This window comes from Streptomyces sp. 184 (genome assembly GCF_045781775.1).
GTDB lineage: Bacteria > Actinomycetota > Actinomycetes > Streptomycetales > Streptomycetaceae > Streptomyces.
Genome location: NZ_CP123230.1, coordinates 4284865 through 4304431 on the forward strand (window position 1 = coordinate 4284865; position 19567 = coordinate 4304431).

A 19567-nucleotide genomic window follows, 5' to 3' on the forward strand; every position below is an offset into this window, starting at 1 on the left:
ACGTTCGGCAATTCAATCGGTAAGGCTCGGCAAGGCATGGGAGCAGGACAGATGGCGGACGAAGACAAGCTGCGGGATTACCTGGCACGCGTCATTGCCGAGTTGCACCAGACCCGGCAGCGGCTTCACGACGCCGAGTCCCAGGAGCACGAGCCGATCGCCATCGTCGGCATGGCCTGCCGCTACCCGGGCGACATCCGCTCACCGGAGGACCTGTGGCGGCTGGTGCACGAAGGCCGGGACGCGGTCGGGGAATTCCCCTCCGGCCGCGACTGGGACGTGGAGTCGCTGTACCACCCGGACCCGGACCACCCGGCCACGTCTTACGTGCGGGAGGGCGGGTTCCTGCACGAGGCCGCCGAGTTCGACGCCGAGCTGTTCCACATGAGTCCGCGCGAGGCGCTGGCCACCGATCCGCAGCAGCGGCTGCTGCTGGAGACTGCCTGGGAGGCGTTCGAACGTGCGGGCATCGACCCGCAGTCGGTGCAGGGCAGCAGGACCGGTGTCTTCACCGGCGTGATGTACAACGACTACTCGTCGCGGCTCATGCACCAGGTGCCGGCCGGCTTCGAGGGGCAGGTGGGCAACGGCAGCGCGGGCAGCATCGCCTCCGGCCGGGTGGCGTACAGCTTCGGCCTGGAGGGTCCCGCGGTCACCGTGGACACGGCCTGCTCCTCCTCGCTCGTCTCGCTGCACCTGGCCGCGCACGCGCTGCGGCAGGGCGAGTGCACGCTCGCGCTGGCCGGTGGTGTGACGGTGATGGCCACGCCGGGTACGTTCGTGGAGTTCAGTCGGCAGCGCGGGCTGGCGCCCGACGGGCGCTGCAAGCCGTTCGCCGCGGCGGCGGACGGCACCGGGTGGTCCGAGGGCGTCGGGCTGCTGCTGGTGGAGCGGCTGTCGGACGCGCAGCGCAACGGGCACCCGGTCCTCGCCGTCCTGCGCGGCTCCGCCGTCAACCAGGACGGCGCGTCCAACGGCCTGACGGCGCCGAACGGCCCGTCGCAGCAGCGGGTCATCCGCCAGGCGCTGGCCAACGCGGGGCTGACCGCCGCCGACGTGGACGTCGTCGAGGCGCACGGCACGGGCACGACGCTGGGCGACCCGATCGAGGCGCAGGCGCTGCTGGCGACGTACGGCGAGGGGCGCCCGGACGACGCGCCCCTGTGGCTGGGCTCGGTCAAGTCGAACCTGGGGCACACCCAGGCCGCGGCGGGCGTCGCGGGCATCATCAAGATGGTCATGGCGATGCACGAGGGCGTGCTGCCGCGCACGCTGCACGTGGACGAGCCGTCGCCGCACATCGACTGGTCCTCCGGTACGGTCCGGCTGCTGACGGAGCAGCGGGCGTGGGCGCACGCCGAGCGGCCGCTGCGCGCCGCGGTCTCGTCGTTCGGCATGAGCGGCACGAACGCGCACGTGGTGATCGAGGGCCCGCCGGCCGCGGCGGAGCCTGAGGAGCCGGCGGCCGAGGCGGCCCCGGGCCCGGTGGTGTGGGCGCTGTCGGGGCACACGCCGGAGGCGCTGGCCGCGCAGGCGGGGAAGCTGCGCACCTGGCTGGCGGAGAACCCGGACACCGACGCGCGCGCCGTGGGCTCCGCGCTGCTGCGGACGCGGGCGGCGCTCGCGCACCGGGGCGTGGTCTTCGGCGCCGATCGCGAGGAGCTGCTCGCCGGGCTCGCCGCCGTGGCCGAGGAGATGCCGGGGCAGGGCGCCGTCGTGGGCACGGTGGGCGGCGGCAAGCTGGCTGTGCTGTTCACCGGCCAGGGCGCGCAGCGCGCGGGCATGGGCGCGGAGTTGTACGGAACGTACCCGGTGTTCGCCGAAGCGCTGGACGCGGCCTGCGCGGCGCTGGACGGGCACCTGCCGCAGCCGCTCAAGCCCCTGCTGTTCGCCGAGGCCGACACCCCCGAGGCCGAGCTGCTCAACGACACCACCTATACGCAGCCCGCCCTCTTCGCGTACGAGGTCGCCCTGTACCGGCTCGCGGAGTCCTTCGGGATCCGACCCGACTTCCTCGCCGGTCACTCCATCGGGGAGTTGACGGCTGCCCACATCGCCGGGGTATGGACCCTCGCCGACGCCGCCCGCCTCGTCGCCACCCGCGGACGGCTCATGGGCGGCCTGCCCACCGGCGGCGCCATGCTGTCCATGGCCACCGACCGCGACACTGCCGCAGGTCTGCTCCAGGGCATCGAGGGCGTGTCGGTCGCCGCGCACAACTCGCCGGTCTCCACGGTCGTTTCCGGGGACTCCCAGGCGGTCGACGCCGTCGCCGAGCGGTGTGCCGAGGCCGGCGTGACCGCCCGCCGCCTGCGGGTCAGCCATGCGTTCCACTCCGCGCACATGAACCCGATCCTGGAGGAGTTCCGCGCGGCCGTCGCCGGCACCCCCGCCCAGGCACCGGCCCTGCCGGTGATCTCCAACCGCACCGGACAGCCCCTCACGGCCGACCAGGCCGCCTCGCCCGACTACTGGGCCGAGCAACTGCGCCAGACCGTCGAGTACGCCGCCGTGACCGCCCACCTGGAGCAAGCCGGCACCGGCACGTACCTCGAACTCGGCCCCGACACCACCCTGGCAACCCTCACCACCGACACCCTCACCGCCCCGGCCACCGCCGTGGCCGCGCAGCAGCGCAAGCGGGGGCAGGTGGAGGCGCTGACGACGGCGCTCGCCACGGTCCACACCGCGCACACCCCCCTCGCCTGGCCCGGCACCTCCGGCGCCGTCGACCTCCCGACGTACGCGTTCCAGCACCGGACCTACTGGCTCAGCGCCCCCGCCTGGGCCGGCGACCCGGGGCACCTCGGGCTGCGGCGTACGGAGCACGCGCTGCTCGGCGCGGCGATGGAGCTGGCGGACGGCGGCGGCGCGGTCACGTTCACCGGCAGCCTGAGCCTTCGTACGCACCCCTGGCTGGCCGACCACGCGGTCAACGGCACCGTGCTCCTTCCCGGCACCGCCTTCGTCGACCTCGCGCTGCACGCGGGCGAGCACACCGGCCACCCCCACCTGGCCGAACTCACCCTCCAGACCCCGCTGGTGCTCGCCGAGAGCGGCACCGTCCACCTCCAGGTGACCGCGGGCGCCGACGCGGACGGCAGCGGGCAGCGGCCCGTCACCGTCCACTCGCGCACCGAGGACGGCGACGTCTGGACCCCGCACGCCACGGGTTTCCTCACCGCGACGCCCGCCCGCGACCCGGAGGGCGAGCCGTCCGTCGATCTCGCCGCCTGGCCGCCGGCCGGTGCCGACTCGCTGCCGGTGGGTTCGCTGTACGACGAGCTGGCGGAGCACGGCTACCACTACGGGCCCGCCTTCCGCGGCCTGTCCGCCGCCTGGCGCGCCGCGGACGGCGACGTGTACGCGGAGGTCGCCCTCGCCGCGGACACCGGCACGGAGCCGGGCGGCTACGGCATCCACCCGGCGCTCCTGGACGCCGCGCTGCACGCGCTGGGCCTGGCCCCGGGCGGCGAGGACGGTACGCAGCTCCCGTTCTCCTGGAGCGACGTCGAACTCCACGCCACCGGCGCCGACTTCCTTCGCGTCCACGTACGCCGGGTGACGCCGACCTCGGCGCAGATCACCCTGGCCGACCCGGCGGGCGGCCCGGTGGGCCGGGTCGGTGCGCTGACGCTGCGGCAGGTGGACGCCGCGCAGCTCAAGCAGGCCGCTGCCGCGGATCCGCACCACGACAGCCTGTTCACGCTGGACTGGGCCCCGCTCACCCTCCCGGAGACGGACACCGCCCCCGGGCACGTCGTCCTCACCCCGCTCACCGGCGACGGCTTCCCCGGTGCCGCGGGTGGCCGGGTCGTCGCGGATCTCGACGCGCTGCTCGCCGAGGGCGACATCCCGGCGGCGGTGCTGCTGCCGGTGGCCGACCCCGGCGGGTCCGCCCTGCCCGCGCGGGTGCGGGAGTCGAACACCGGGCTGCTGGAGTTCGTGCAGCGCTGGCTCGCGGAGGAGCGGCTGGCCGGCACCCGGCTCGCCGTCGTGACGTCGGCGGCCGTGGCCGCCGAGCCCGGTGACCCGGTGACCGACCTGGTGGCCGCCGCCGCGTGGGGGCTGCTGCGCTCCGCGCAGTCGGAGCACCCGGACCGCTTCCTGCTGGTCGACGTGGACGCCGACGCGCGCTCCGCCGCGGCGCTCGGCGCGGTCCTGGCCTGCGGCGAGCCGCAGACCGCGGTACGCGAGGGCCGTGCCCTCGCCGCCCGCCTGGGCCGGTCGTCGGCCGACGACGTGCTGACGCCCCCGCCCGGCGAGGACCACTGGTGCCTGGGCGTGACCGGCCAGGGCTCCCTGGACGACGTCGCGCTCGTCCCGTCGCCGGAGGCGGGCGCGGACCTGCGGCCCGGCGAGGTACGGGTCGCGGTACGGGCCGGCGGGCTGAACTTCCGCGACGTCGTCGTGACGCTCGGCATGGTGGCCGACGTGCGCGCCGTGGGCGGCGAGGGCGCCGGTGTCGTCGTGGAGGTGGCGCCCGACGTCACCCATCTCGCGGCCGGCGACCGGGTGATGGGCCTGTTCACCACCACCGGCCCGGTGACCGTCACGGACGCGCGGCTGCTGGCCCGTATCCCGGAGGGCTGGTCCTTCGCGGAGGCGGCCACCGTGCCGATCGTCTTCCTCACCGCCTACTACGGGCTCGTGGACCTGGCGGCCGTCGAGCCGGGCGAGCGGCTGCTCGTGCACGCCGGTGCCGGTGGCGTCGGCATGGCGACGCTCCAGCTCGCGCGGCACTGGGGCGTGGAGGTCCTGTCCACCGCCAGCTCCGGCAAGCAGCACGTGCTGCGGGAGTACGGGGTCGAGGACGCCCGTATCGCGTCGTCGCGGACGCTGGACTTCGAGGAGCAGTTCCGCACGGCGACCGACGGCGCCGGTGTGGACGTCGTACTGAACTCCCTTGCCGGGGAGTTCGCGGACGCCTCGCTGCGGCTGCTGGGCGACGGCGGCAGGTTCGTGGAGATCGGCAAGACCGACATCCGGGACGCCGAGGCGGTCGCGGAGGAGTACCCCGGCACGACGTACCAGGCGTTCGACCTCGGTGACGCCGGTCCCGAGCGCATCCAGGAGATGCTTCAGGAGCTGCGGGAGCTGTTCGAGAGCGGCGTGCTGCGGCCGCTGCCCGTCACCTCCTGGGACATCCGGCGGGCGCCCGAGGCGCTGCGTCACCTGAGCCAGGCGAGGCACATCGGCAAGGTCGTGCTCACGATCCCGGCGCCGATCGACCCGAACGGCACCGTCCTGGTCACCGGCGGCACCGGCGTCCTCGGCGCCCACGTCGCCCGCCACCTCGTCACCACGCACGGCGTACGCAGCCTGCTGCTCACCAGCCGATCCGGCCCCGACGCCCCGAGTGCCCGCAGCCTCCACGAAGAACTCACCGCACTCGGCGCCGACGTACGCATCGCCGCGTGCGACGCCGCGGACCGCGACCAACTCGCCGCCCTGCTCGGCACCGTCGGCGACGACCACCCGCTCCGCGCCGTCGTCCACACCGCGGGCGTCCTCGACGACGCCACCGTGGACCGCCTCACCCCCGAACAGCTCGCCACCGTGCTTCGCCCCAAGGTCGACGCGGCGTGGAACCTGCACGAGCTGACCGAGCACCTGGAGCTGGACGCCTTCGTCCTGTTCTCCTCCGCCGCCGCCACCTTCGGCGCGCCGGGCCAGGCCAACTACGCCACCGCCAACACCTTCCTCGACGCCCTCGCGGCGCTACGCCACCGCCGCGGCCTGCCCGCCACGTCCCTCGGGTGGGGTCTGTGGGCCGAGGCCAGCGGCATGACCGGGCACCTGGACGACGCCGATGTCGCGCGGGTCAGCCGCGCGGGCGTCGTCCCCCTCACCACGGAGCACGGCCTCGCGCTGCTCGACGCGGGCCTGTCCGGCAGCCGGCCGTTCCTGCTGCCGACCGGGCTGGACACCCGCGTGCTCGACCCCGCCACCGCACCGCCGCTGCTCCGCGCCCTGGTCCAGCCGCGCCGGGCCGCCGCCACGGCCGCGAGCCGGGGCGCCGCCCGCACCGGCGGCCGGGGGTCGTCGCTGGCCGAAGAGCTGTCGGCGCTGCCCCCCGAGAACCGGGAGCGGCACGTCCTGGACCTGGTCCGCGGCCATGTGGCGACCGTGCTGGTGCTCGGCGACGCCACGGCGGTGGGCGCCGACCGCAGCTTCCGCGAGCTGGGCTTCGACTCACTGACGGCCGTCGAGATGCGCAACCGGCTCACCGCGGCGACCGGCCTGCAACTGCCGACGACGCTGGTCTTCGACCACCCGACGCCGGCCCTGCTGGCGCGCTTCGTACTGGACGAGTTGCTCGGTGCGCTGCCGCAGGCGGCGCTCTCCCCCGCCGTCGGCACGCGCGCCGACGAGGACGAGCCGATCGCGATCATCGGCATGGCGTGCCGCTTCCCCGGCGGCGTCGCGTCGCCGGAGGACCTGTGGCGGCTGGTGAGCGAGGGCCGCGACGGCATCGGCGCCTTCCCCGAGGACCGGAGCTGGGACCTCGACCGGCTCATGGACCCGGACCCGGAGCGCCTGGGGACGTCCGCGACGTCGCAGGGCGGATTCCTGTACGACGCGGCCGAGTTCGACGCCGAGCTGTTCCGGATCAGCCCGCGCGAGGCGCTGGCCACCGACCCGCAGCACCGGCTGCTGCTGGAGACGGCATGGGAGGCGTTCGAGCGGGCCGGCATCGACCCGTCCACGCTGCGCAACACGGCCACCGGCGTCTTCGCGGGCGTCATCTCGCAGGACTACCTGTCCCGGCTGACCGAGACCCCGGAGGGCTTCGAGGGCCAGGTCGGCATCGGCAGCGCGCTGAGCATCGCCTCCGGCCGCGTCTCGTACACCTTCGGGCTTGAGGGGCCGGCGGTGACCGTGGACACGGCGTGCTCGTCGTCGCTGGTGACGCTGCACCTGGCGTGCCAGTCGCTGCGGAGCGGCGAGTCGACGCTCGCGCTGGCGGGCGGCGTGACGGTGATGGCCACGCCGGGCTGCTTCACCGAGTTCAGCCGCCAGGGCGGGCTGGCGCCGGACGGGCGCTGCAAGCCGTTCGCGGCGGGCGCGGACGGGACGGGCTGGTCGGAGGGTGTCGGGCTGCTGCTCGTGGAGCGGCTGTCGGACGCCGTACGCAACGGGCGCCGCATCCTGGCGGTGGTCCGCGGGTCGGCGGTGAACCAGGACGGTGCGTCCAACGGGCTGACGGCACCGAACGGGCCCTCGCAGCAGCGGGTCATCCGGCAGGCGCTGGCGAATGCCGGTTTGTCGACTTCGGACGTGGACGCGGTCGAGGCTCACGGCACCGGTACGACCCTCGGCGACCCGATCGAGGCGCAGGCGTTGCTCGCGACGTACGGGCAGGACAGGTCGGAAGACGCGCCGCTCTGGCTCGGGTCGCTGAAGTCGAACCTCGGGCACACGCAGGCCGCGGCGGGCGTCGGCGGCGTCATCAAGATGGTCATGGCGATGCGGGAGGGCGTGCTGCCGCAGACGCTCTACGTGGACGAGCCGTCGTCGCACATCGACTGGACGGCGGGCGCGGTGCAGTTGCTCACCGAGCAGCGGCCGTGGGACGTGGCGGACGCGCGGCCCCGCCGCGCCGGTGTCTCCTCGTTCGGGATGAGCGGCACGAACGCGCACGTCATCATCGAGCAGGCCCCGGAGCCCGAGACGGTCCCGGCCGCGGTCGAGCAGGACGGGGTGCTGGCGTGGCCGGTCTCCGGGCACACGCCGCAGGCGCTGGCCGACCAGGCCAGGCGACTGCACGACTACCTCACCGAACGCCCCGAGGTCACCCCGGCCGAGGTCGCCCACAGCCTGGTCACCACGCGATCCGCCCTGGGCGACCGCGCGGTGGTCGTGGGCGGCGCGCGGGACGAACTGCTGGAGGGGCTGGCCGCGATCGCGGCGGGCGAGCCGTCCGCGCGGGTCGTGACCGGTGGCGTGCGATCCGAGGGCAGGACGGTGTTCGTCTTCCCGGGTCAGGGCGCCCAGTGGGCCGGGATGGCCGCGGACCTGATCGAGGCGGAGCCGGTCTTCGCGCAGGCGATCGCAGACTGCGAGGCTGCGCTGTCCGTCTACGCGGAAGACTGGTCACTCCGTGACGTACTCGCCGACCCCGAAGGGGCGTTGCTGGAGCGGGTCGACGTCGTCCAGCCCGCGCTGTTCGCGGTCATGGTCAGCCTGGCCCGGCTGTGGCAGCACCACGGGGTGCGCCCGGACGCGGTCGTCGGCCACTCGCAGGGCGAGATCGCCGCGGCGCACGTCGCCGGAGCGTTGAGCCTTCAGGACGCGGCGAAGGTCGTGTGCCTGCGTAGCCAGGCCATCCGGGCGCTCTCCGGCCAGGGCGCCATGGCGTCGATCGCGCTGCCGCACACCCAGGTGGCGGACGCGATCGCCGCGTGGGACGGGAAGCTGTCGGTCGCGGTGGTCAACAGCCCGACCGCCACCGTGATCTCCGGCGACACCGACGCGGTGAACGCGTACCTGGCCCAGTGCGAGAAGTCAGGCGTACGCAACCGGCTGCTGCCCGTCGACTACGCCTCACACGGCCCCCACGTCACCGCACTCCGCGACACCCTGCTCACCACGCTCGACGGCCTGGAGCCCCAGGCCGCCGCGATCCCGTTCTACTCCACCGTCACCGGCGAGGAGATCGACACCACCGGACTGACCGCCGAGTACTGGTACACCAACCTGCGTGAGACCGTCCGCTTCCACGACACCCTCACCCAGCTCATCGACAGCGGCCACACGACGTACGTCGAGACCAGCCCGCACCCCACGCTGACGACCGCCATCACCGACTCCGGCACCGAGACGCCCGTGACCGCGACCGGCTCCCTCCGGCGGCACGAGCACTCCCCCACCCAGTTCCGCCTGGCCCTCGGTCACCTGCACGCCCACGGCACGGCCGTCGACTGGCGCCTCACCCCCACCGCCCCCGCCGACCTGCCCACCTACCCCTTCCAGCACCAGACCTACTGGCTCGACGTCCGCACCACCGGCGGCGACCCGGCCTCGCTCGGCCTCCAGCACACCGACCACCCCCTCCTGCCCGCGTCCCTCCAGCACGCCGACAACTCGGGCACGTTCAGCTTCACGGGACAGGTCTCGCTGCGCAGCCACCCCTGGCTCGCGGACCACGCCGTCGCCGGCACGGTGCTGCTCCCCGGCACCGCGCTCGTCGACCTCGCGCTCCACGCCGGCGACCGGACCGCCCACCCCCACCTGGCCGAGCTGACCCTCCAAACCCCCCTCGTCATCCCCCAGGACGCGACGCTCCAGCTCCAGGTGACCGTCGGCCCGGAGGACGACCAGGGCCGCAGCCCCGTCTCCGTACACACGCGGCAGGCCGACGACGAGCCGTGGGTGACCCATGCCGTCGGCGTGCTCGCCGACGAGGAGGCCGACTCGGCGGGCGAGGATCTCGGCACCTGGCCCCCGGCGGACGCCACCGCGCTGCCCGTCGACACCCTGTACGACGACCTGGCCGAGCGCGGCTACGGCTACGGCCCCGCGTTCCGCGGCCTGACCGCCGCCTGGCGCCGCGGCGACGACCTGTACGCCGAGGTCGGCCTCGACCCGGCGACCGACGTGACCGGGTACGGCATCCACCCCGCCCTGCTCGACGCCGCCCTGCACACCCTGGGCGCGGACACCGAGGGCGGCGAGGAGAACGCGGAGGTGGCCCTGCCCTTCTCCTGGGCGGGCGTCAGCCTGTACGCGACCGGGGCCACGGCGGCGCGCGTACGCATCGAGCGCTCCGACCCCCGCACCGTCACCCTGCACCTCGCCGACGCGACGGGGCAGCCCGTCGCCCGCGTCCGGGCGCTCACCCTCCGCCCGGTCGACCCGGCGCAGCTCCCCACCGCCGCGCCGGACTCCGACAACCGCATGTACAGCGTGGTCTGGACGCAGCTCGCGGCGCCGGAGGCGCCGCAGGAGCGGCCGCACACGTTCCTCCTCGCCGGCGCCGAGGCCGCGCCGGACGCCGACGTCCTCGCCCGGCTCGAAGACGCCGAAGACGGCGGCGGGCGCACGCTGCCCGAGCGCGTACAGGCCGCGGGCGAGCGGGCGTTGGCGGCCCTCCAGGGCTGGCTGGCCGACGAGGACGCCGCGGACTCCCGTCTGGTGGTCCTGACATGCGGTGCCGTCGCGGCCCGCGCCGGGGAGCACCCGGCCGATCTGGTGCACGCCCCGCTGTGGGGCCTGGTCCGCAGCGTCCAGACCGAACACCCGGACCGCATCACGCTCCTGGACGCCGACCGTGCGCCCACCCCGGAGGAGGTGGCCGCCGCGCTCGCGCTGGACGAGCCCCAGTTGGCGCTGCGCGACGGGGTGCTCCACGCGCCGCGGCTGGCCCGCCACCCGGCTCCGGAGCGCCTGGCGCCGCCCGCGGACGCGCTGGCGTGGCGGCTGGGCGTGACCGGCGGCGGGACGGTGGAGGACGTCCGGCTGGTGGACTTCCCCGAGGCAGCGGCCCCGCTGGAGCCCGGCCAGGTCCGCATCGCGCTGCGCGCGGCGGGGCTGAACTTCCGCGACGTCGTCGTGGCGCTCGGCATGGTGGCCGACGTGCGTTCGCTCGGCGGCGAGGGCGCGGGTGTCGTGCTGGAGGTGGCGCCGGACGTCACCCATGTCGCGGTCGGCGACCGCGTGATGGGGCTGCTGTCCGGTACGGGGCCGATCACCATGACAGACGCCCGGCTGGTCACGCGCATCCCCGACGGCTGGACCTTCGCCGAGGCGGCGACGGTCCCGATCGTCTATCTCACCGCCTATTACGGCCTGTCGGATCTGGCCGGGGTGCAGGAGGGCGAGCGACTGCTGCTGCATGCGGCGACCGGCGGCGTGGGCATGGCCACCCTCCACCTCGCCGAGCACTGGGGGCTGGAGGTCTACGCCACGGCGAGCGCACCCAAGCAGCACGTGCTGCGGGAGTACGGGCTGCCGCAGGCCCGCATCGCCTCGTCGCGGTCGCTGGACTTCGAGGAGCAGTTCCGCACGGCGACCGACGGCACCGGCGTGGACGTCGTACTGAACTCCCTGGCCGGGGAGTTCACCGACGCCTCGCTGCGGCTGCTCGGCGACGGCGGCAGGTTCGTGGAGATCGGCAAGACCGACATCCGGGACGCGGAGACGGTCGCGGAGGACCACCCCGGCCGGACGTACCAGGTCTTCGACCTCGGTGACGCCGGACCCGACCGCATTCAGGAGATGCTCCGGGAGCTGGGCGAGCTGTTCGCCCGGGGCGCGCTGGCACCGCTGCCCGTCACCGCGTGGGACATCCACGACGCGCAGCAGGCGATCCGGTTCCTGAGCCAGGCGAAGCACGTCGGCAAGGTCGTGCTGACGATCCCGGCGCCGATCGACGCGGACGGCACCGTCCTGGTCACCGGCGGCACCGGAGTCCTCGGCGCCCACGTCGCCCGCCACCTCGTCACCGCCCACGGCGTACGCAACCTCCTCCTCACCAGCCGCAGCGGACCCGACGCCCCGGGCGCCCGCAGCCTCCACGAAGAACTCACCGCGCTCGGCGCCACCGTCCAGATCTCCGCCTGCGACGCCGCCGACCGCGACCAACTCGCCGCCCTGCTCGACACCGTGAGCGACGACCACCCGCTCACCGGTGTCGTCCATGCCGCCGGCGTGCTCGACGACGCCACGACCGAGCAGCTCACGCCCGAGCACCTGGCGCGTGTCCGCCGCCCGAAGGTCGACGCGGCGTGGAACCTGCACGAGCTGACCGCCCGGCACGGCGTGGACACCTTCGTCCTCTTCTCCTCTGCCGCCGCCGGCCTCGGCGCCCCCGGCCAGGCCAACTACGCGCTGGCCAACGCCTTCCTCGACGCGCTCGCCCTGCACCGGCACCACCGCGGGCAGCACGCCCTCTCGCTGGGCTGGGGCTACTGGGCGGAGGCCAGCGGCATGACGGGGCACATGAGCCAGGCGGACACCGACCGCCTGGCCCGCGGCGGCGTCCGGCCGCTGCGGACCGAGACCGGCCTCCAGCTCTTCGCCTCGGCCCTGGCCGGCGGCGCGCCCGCGCTGCTGCCGATCGACCTCGACCCGTCGCGGCTGGCCGCGGGCGGCGTCCCGCCGATGATGCGCGGTCTGGTACGCCCCGCAAAGCGGGTCGCCGCCGCGGCCGGCCCCGGCGCGGCGGCGGGGCTGGCCCGTACGCTCGCCGACCTGTCCCCCGCGGCACGCCAGGAGCGCGTGCTCACGCTGGTCGGCCAGCACGTGGCGGCGGTCCTGGGCCGCACCGGCGACGTGGACGCCGACCGCGCGTTCAAGGATCTCGGCTTCGACTCCCTGACCGCCGTCGAGCTGCGCAACCGCCTCGGCGCCGCGACGGGCGTGCAACTGCCGACGACCGTCGTCTTCGACCACCCCAGCCCGCGGGCGCTCACGAAGTTCCTCCTCGGCCGGCTCCTCGGCGCCGACGCCGCGGCCGACGCCCCGCCGGCCAGGACCACGGCCGCCTCCCGGGCGGACGACGAGCCGATCGCGATCGTCGGCATGGCCTGCCGCTTCCCCGGCGACGTCGCCTCGCCCGAGGACCTGTGGCGGCTGCTGGCGGAGGGCAGGACCGGGATCGGCCCGTTCCCCGACGACCGGGGCTGGGACCTCGACAGCCTGCTCGACCCCGACCCCGACCACGCCGGTACGTCCACGACGCACCGGGGCGGGTTCCTGCACGACGCGGCGCGGTTCGACGCCGACCTCTTCCGGATCAGCCCGCGCGAGGCGCTGGCCACGGACCCGCAGCAGCGGCTGCTGCTGGAGACGGCGTGGGAGACGTTCGAGCGCGCGGGCATCGACCCGCAGTCGCTCCACGGCAGCCAGACGGGCGTGTTCACCGGTCTGACGTCACAGGACTACTTCTCCCGGCTGCCGAGCATCTCCGAAGAGCTGGAGGGCTACCTCGGCACGGGCAGCCTCGCGAGCATCGCGTCGGGCCGGATCGCGTACACCCTGGGACTTGAAGGCCCCGCGGTGACGGTGGACACGGCGTGCTCGTCGTCGCTCGTGGCGCTGCACATGGCGGCGCAGTCGCTGCGCCAGGGCGAGTGCGACCTCGCCCTGGCGGGCGGTGTGACGATCATGGCCACGCCCAACGCCTTCGTGGTCTTCAGCCGCCAGCGCGGACTGGCCCCGGACGGGTGCTGCAAGCCCTTCGCGGACGGCGCGGACGGGACCGGCTGGTCGGAGGGCGTGGGTCTGCTGCTCGTCGAGCGGCTGTCGGACGCGCGCCGGAACGGCCACAAGGTACTGGCGGTCGTACGCGGTTCGGCGGTCAACCAGGACGGCGCTTCCAACGGCCTCACGGCGCCGAACGGCCCTTCCCAGCAGCGGGTCATCCGGCAGGCGCTAGCGAATGCCGGTTTGGCGACTTCGGACGTGGACGCGGTCGAAGGGCACGGCACGGGTACGACCCTGGGCGACCCGATCGAGGCACAGGCGCTGCTGGCCACGTACGGCCAGGACCGGACCGAGGACTCCCCGCTGTGGCTCGGGTCGCTGAAATCGAACATCGGGCACACCCAGGCCGCCGCCGGCGTGGGCGGAGTCATCAAGATGGTGATGGCCATGCGCGAAGGCGTGCTGCCGCAGACGTTGCACGTGGACGCACCGTCGTCCCACATCGACTGGACGGCGGGCGCGGTGCAGTTGCTCACCGAGCAACGACCGTGGACGGTGGACGAGGAGCGTCCGCGGCGTGCGGGTGTGTCGTCGTTCGGGATGAGCGGGACGAACGCGCACGTCATCATCGAACAGGCGCCGGAGTCCGAGACCGCACCCACGACCGTCGAGCCGGGCGGGGTGGTGGCGTGGCCCCTCTCCGGCCACACGCCGCAGGCGTTGGCCGACCAGGCCGCACGGCTCCACACCCACCTGAGCGAGCACCCCGGGATCACCCCGGCCCAGACCGCGCACGGCCTGGTCACCACCCGATCCACGCTCAACCACCGGGCGGTGGTCGTCGGCGCCGAGCGCGGCGAACTGCTCGACGCTCTCGCCGCGTTCGCGGAGGGCCAGCCCTCCGCGCGGGTGGTCAGCGGCAGTGCGCAGCCGGGTGGGAAGACGGTGTTCGTCTTCCCGGGCCAGGGTGCGCAGTGGGCCGGGATGGCCGCCGATCTGATCGAGACCGAGCCGGTCTTCGCGGAAGCCATCGCGGAGTGCGAGACCGTCCTTTCCGTCTACGCGGACGACTGGTCGCTGAGGGACGTACTGGCCGATCCCGAGGGCGCGTTGCTGGAGCGGGTGGACGTCGTCCAGCCCGCACTGTTCGCCGTGATGGTGAGTCTCGCCCGGCTGTGGCAGCACCACGGGATCCAGCCGGACGCGGTCATCGGCCACTCGCAAGGCGAGATCGCCGCGGCGCACGTCGCCGGAGCGTTGAGCCTTCAGGACGCGGCGAAGGTCGTGTGCCTGCGCAGCCAGGCCATCCGGGCGCTGTCCGGCCAGGGCGCCATGGCGTCCGTTGCCCTGCCGCACACCCAGGTGGCCGAGGAAATCGCCGCATGGGACGGCAAGCTGTCCGTCGCCGTGGTCAACAGCCCCACCGCCACCGTGATCTCCGGCGACACCGACGCCGTCACCGCATACCTCGCACAGTGCGAAGAGACAGGCGTACGCAACCGGCTGCTGCCCGTCAACTACGCCTCACACGGCCCCCACGTCACCAGCCTGCGCGAGACCCTCCTGACCACGCTCGACGGCCTGGAGCCGGGCAAGGCATCGGTCCCGTTCTACTCCACCGTCACCGGCGAGGAATTCGACACCACCGGACTGACCGCCGAGTACTGGTACACCAACCTGCGTGAGACCGTCCGCTTCCACGACACCCTCACCCAGCTCATCGACAGCGGCCACACCACCTACGTCGAAACCAGCCCCCACCCCACCCTCACCACCGCGATCGCCGACACGGGTACGGAGACCGCCCTGACGGTCACCGGCACCCTGCGCCGCCACGAACACTCCCCCACCCAACTCCGCCTCGCCCTCGCCCACCTCCACACCCACGGTGCGCCCGTCGACTGGCACCAGCCCGCCACCCCCTTCACCGACCTCCCCACCTACCCCTTCCAGCACGAGCACTACTGGCTCAACGCCCCCCTCACCGATTCCGGCGACCCCGCCAGCCTCGGTCTCCAGGGCACCGCCCACGCGCTCCTCGGCGCGACCATCGAGCACCCCGGCACCGGGGCCACGACCCTCACCGGCACGCTGTCCCTGGCCACGCACCCGTGGCTCGCCGACCACGCCGTGGGAGACGCCGTGCTGCTTCCCGGCACCGCGTTCGTGGAGCTGGCGCTGCACGCCGGTGACCACACCGGCCGCCCCCACCTGGCCGAACTCACCCTCCAGGCCCCCCTCGTGCTCCCCGAGAAGGGCACGGTGCACCTGCACGTCTCCGTGGAGGGGGACGACGGGGGCCAGTCGACGGTGACCATCCACTCGCGGCAGGCCCTCGACGAGGACGGCTCGGAGTGGACGCTGCACGCCACCGGCGTGCTCTCGGAGCGGTCGGCCGCCCCCGTGGACACCGGGATGGCCGTCTGGCCGCCGGAGGGGGCCGAGCCGCTGGCCACGGACACCCTCTACGACGACCTCGCCGCCGGCGGCTACCACTACGGCCCCGCCTTCCAGGGCCTGACCGCGGCCTGGCGCCGGGGCGACGACGTGTACGCCGAGGTCAGCCTCGACGCCGACGCCGAGTCCGCAGGCTACGGGCTCCACCCGGCCCTGCTCGACGCCACCCTGCACGCCCTCGCCCTCGGCTCCTCCGACGGCTCCGGCGTCCAACTGCCCTTCGCGTGGTCCGGTGTCGAGTTGTACGCCACCGAGGCCACGTCCGTACGGGCCCGGGTGACCCAGGCCGGTCCTTCGACCGTGGCCGTGGAACTGAGCGACCCGCAGGGCGATGCGGTGGCCCGGATCGACGCGCTGACACTGCGGCCGGTGGATCTCTCGCAGCTTCCGGCCGCGGGCGCCGCCACCCGGAACCGGTTGTTCGCCATGACCTGGTCCCCTCTTCCCTCGGCCCAGGGCACCGCGCCCGCGCCCGACTGGGCGGCGCTGCTCACCGCCCCGCCGACCGGCGCGCTCGCCGAGCGCACCCACGCCCACCTCACCGACGACACCGCGCTCGCTCTCCCCGAGCGCGTCCACAGCGCCGCCGCCCAGGCCCTCGGACACGTACAGCAGTGGCTGGCGGACGAGGCGAACGCGGATCGGCACCTGGTCGTCGTCACCCAACGGGCCGTCGCCGCCACCCCCGACGAGGACGCCACCGACCTCGTCCACGCGCCCCTCTGGGGCCTGATCCGCAGCGCCCAGAGCGAGAACCCGGGCCGCCTCACCCTGGTCGACACCGACGGGCACCCCGACAGCGAAGCCGCCCTGCCGGCCGCACTCACGCTGGACGAGCCCCAACTCGCCCTGCGCAGCGGCCAGGCGCTCGCGCCCCGGCTCGCCCGGCACGCTCCCCCGGCCGGCAACGCGCTCACCTGCAACCCCGAGGGCACGGTCCTCATCTCCGGCGGTACGGGCACGCTGGGCGCCCACACCGCGCGCCATCTGGTCACCGCGCACGGCGTACGCCATCTGCTGCTCACCAGCCGGAGCGGGCCCGACGCCACCGGAGCCACCGGACTCCGCGACGAGTTGACCGCGCTGGGCGCCGAGGTACGTATCGCCGCCTGCGACACGGCGGACCGCGGCCAGCTCTCCGCGCTCCTCGACACCATCCCCGCCGACCACCCCCTGAGCGCCGTCATCCACACCGCCGGCGCACTCGCCGACGCCACCCTCCCCAACCTCACCCCCGACCACCTCACCACCACCCTCCGGCCGAAGGTCGACGCGGCCTGGCACCTCCACGAGCTGACGGAGAACCTGGAGCTGGACGCCTTCGTCCTCTACTCCTCCGCCGCCGCCACCCTCGGCGCGCCGGGCCAGGCCAACTACGCCACCGCCAACACCTTCCTCGACACCCTCGCCACCCACCGCACCCGCCGCGGCCTGCCCACCGTCAGCCTCGCCTGGGGCTACTGGGCCGAGCAGTCCGGCATGACCGGGCACCTCGACCAGGCGGACGTGGGCAAGCTGCGGCGGTCGGGGCTGGTGCCGCTGACCACCGAGCAGGGCATGGCGCTGTTCGACGCGGCCGTGTCCCCCGGCGGTCCCGCGGTGCTGCTGCCCGCCGGTGTGTCGACCGGGCAGCTCGACGCGGAGAGCGCGCCGCCGCTGCTGCGGGCGCTGGTGCGTCCGGCGCGGCGGGCCGCGGGTGCCGGCGGGCGCGGCGGGGTCGCGGAGCTGGTGGCCCGGCTGGCGGCGCTGGAGCCCGCGGAGCGCGGTGCGGCGCTGGTGGAGCTGGTCTCCGCGCATGTGGCGGCGGTGCTGGGCCATGCGTCGGCGTCCTCGGCGCCGCCGGAGAAGGCGTTCAAGGATCTCGGGTTCGACTCGCTGACCGCCGTCGAGCTGCGCAACCGGCTCAACGCGGCCACCGGGCTGCGGCTGCCCGCCACGCTCGTCTTCGACCACCCGTCGCCGGCGGCCGTCGCCGAGCTGCTGCACGAGGAGCTGTTCGCCGCCGGCGGCCCGGCCGCCGCGCAGTCCGCGCCCGTCGATCCGCTGGCCGAACTGGACCGGCTGGACGCGGCGTTGTCCGCGGTCGGCCAGGACGACGCCGTACGCGACCGCGTCGCGCAGCGGCTCACGGCGGTGCTGGCGCGCCTCGGTGCCGACCGGGAGCGGGAGGACGGGGTGTCCGACCGGCTCCAGACGGCGTCCAGCGACGAACTCTTCGCCTTTATCGACAAGGATCTGGGAAGGAACTCGAATGCCTGATGAGGCAGCACGCAAGCGGGTGGCGCTGGAGTACTGCCGCCTCCTCAACGACGGGGACGTCGACGGTGCGCTTGCGCTCTTCGCGGCGGACGTCAGGTATGAGGACCCGGTCGGCAGCGGTGCGCTGACGGGGCGGCCCGCGGTGCGTACGCATCTGGCGCAGGCGGTGGCCAACCACGTACGGGAGACGCCCGGGGAGCCGGTGGCGGCGCTGGGCGGCGAGCACGTGCTGCTGCCGTGCCGCGCCGAGCTGGACGACGCGCGGCTGCCCGCGGGGAGCCGGCTGTCGGTGAACTTCGTGGCGATGCTGCGGGTGGGGGCCGACGGGCTGATCCGCGAGATGCGCATGTTCTGGGGGCGCTCGGACGCGACGGTCGTACCCGCGGCGCCGGCCGCCCAGGGCGTACGGTGAGCGCGCCCGTCAGAGATCCGGAGCCGCCGGCGGTCACGACGCCGGCGGCGCTGGCGGAGCCGACGGAGGCGGTCGGCAGGAAGTGGACGTTCCTGCTGGTGCTGGCCAACCTGGGCGTCTGGATGGCGTTCATGGCGCCGCTCCAGGTGCTGCTGCCTGACCAGCTCGAAAGCATCTCGCCGGACAACAAGAAGGCCCTGCTGGGCTGGGTGACGGCCGCGGGTGCGCTGGCGGCGCTGGTGGCCACGCCGCTGTGCGGGGCGCTGTCGGACCGTACGACGAGCAGGCTGGGCCGGCGGCGGCCGTGGACGGTGACGGGGGCGCTGCTGGCCGCGGTGTCCCTGGCGGCGCTGGCGCCGCAGGACACGCTCGCCGGCGTCATCGTGGCCTGGGTGTTCGTGCAGGTCGGCCTGAACATGATGCTCGCGTCGCTGACGGCCGCCATTCCGGACCGGGTGCCGGTCGCGCAGCGCGGGCTGGTCTCCGGCTGGACGAACCTGCCGCAGGTGCTCGGCGCGGTGCTGGGTGCCGCGGTGGCGTCGGCGATCGTGCCCGGCCGCCCGGGGTACGTGGCCCTGGGGGTCGCGGTCGTCGGGCTTGCGCTGCCGTTCGTGCTGCTGACGTCCGACGATCCGCTGCCGGAGACGGCGCGGCCGCAGATGCGGACGGTGTGGCGGGGCATGTGGCTGGACCCGCGCAAGCACCCGGACTTCGGGTGGGCGTGGGCGAGCCGGTTCGTCACCCAGCTCAGCGGCGCGTCGGCCTCGCTGTACCTGCTGTACTACCTGGAGGACGAGGTGAAGGTGGCGGACGCCGACGAGGCGGTCCTCCAGCTCACCGCGGTCACCGCGCTGTTCCTGCTGGTGACGGTCGTGCTGGGCGGCTACTGGTCGGACCGGCTGGGGCGCCGCAAGGTGTTCGTGCTGGGTTCCGGCGCGGTGCTGGCGGTCTCGTCGGTGGTGATGGCCGTCGCGCCGACGTGGCCTGCGGTGGTGGCGGCGGCGGCCGTGCTGGGCGCGGGGTTCGGCGTGTACCTGGCGGTGCACTCGGCGCTGCTGACGGAGGTGCTGCCGTCCGCCTCGGACAGGGCGAAGGACATGGGCCTGGTCAACGTGGCGAACACGGCGCCCAACCTCCTCGCCCCGGCGCTCGCCGGTCCCGTGGTGTGGCTGGCGGGCTATCCGGCGCTGTTCGCGGTGTCGGCGGTGCTGACGCTCGGCGGCAGCGCGCTGGTGCTGCGCATCCGGTCGGTGTCCTGACGCTTCGTACGATCAGAACGACGACGTGGGG

3 protein-coding genes are annotated in these 19567 nt (G+C 74.4%); all 3 read left to right on the forward strand.

The genetic code is table 11. The annotated features are described in order from the left end of the window. Positions 1 to 51: 51 nt before the first annotated feature. Genes QBL21_RS17855 through QBL21_RS17865 form a run of 3 tightly spaced genes read left to right on the forward strand, consistent with a single transcriptional unit; the run spans position 52 to position 19536 of the window. Entirely contained in the window at positions 52 to 17865 is a 17814-nt protein-coding gene (locus QBL21_RS17855; RefSeq protein WP_407563199.1) for an SDR family NAD(P)-dependent oxidoreductase, read from the forward strand. Next, the gene (locus QBL21_RS17860) at positions 17858 to 18277 is read left to right on the forward strand and encodes a nuclear transport factor 2 family protein (RefSeq protein ID WP_407563200.1); all 420 of its coding nucleotides are present in this window, start codon (positions 17858 to 17860) and stop codon (positions 18275 to 18277) included. Before QBL21_RS17855 ends, QBL21_RS17860 begins: the two co-directional genes overlap by 8 nt. Then, complete coding sequence (locus QBL21_RS17865) at positions 18274 to 19536, forward strand: MFS transporter (RefSeq protein WP_407563201.1); 1263 nt, start codon at positions 18274 to 18276, stop codon at positions 19534 to 19536. Before QBL21_RS17860 ends, QBL21_RS17865 begins: the two co-directional genes overlap by 4 nt. Positions 19537 to 19567 lie beyond the last annotated feature (31 nt).

Excerpts from the sequence above, each read along its gene's own strand:
- QBL21_RS17855 (WP_407563199.1), top strand. The coding sequence starts at position 52 with ATGGCGGACGAAGACAAGCTGCGGGATTACCTGGCACGCGTCATTGCC.
- QBL21_RS17860 (WP_407563200.1), top strand. The coding sequence starts at position 17,858 with ATGCCTGATGAGGCAGCACGCAAGCGGGTGGCGCTGGAGTACTGCCGC.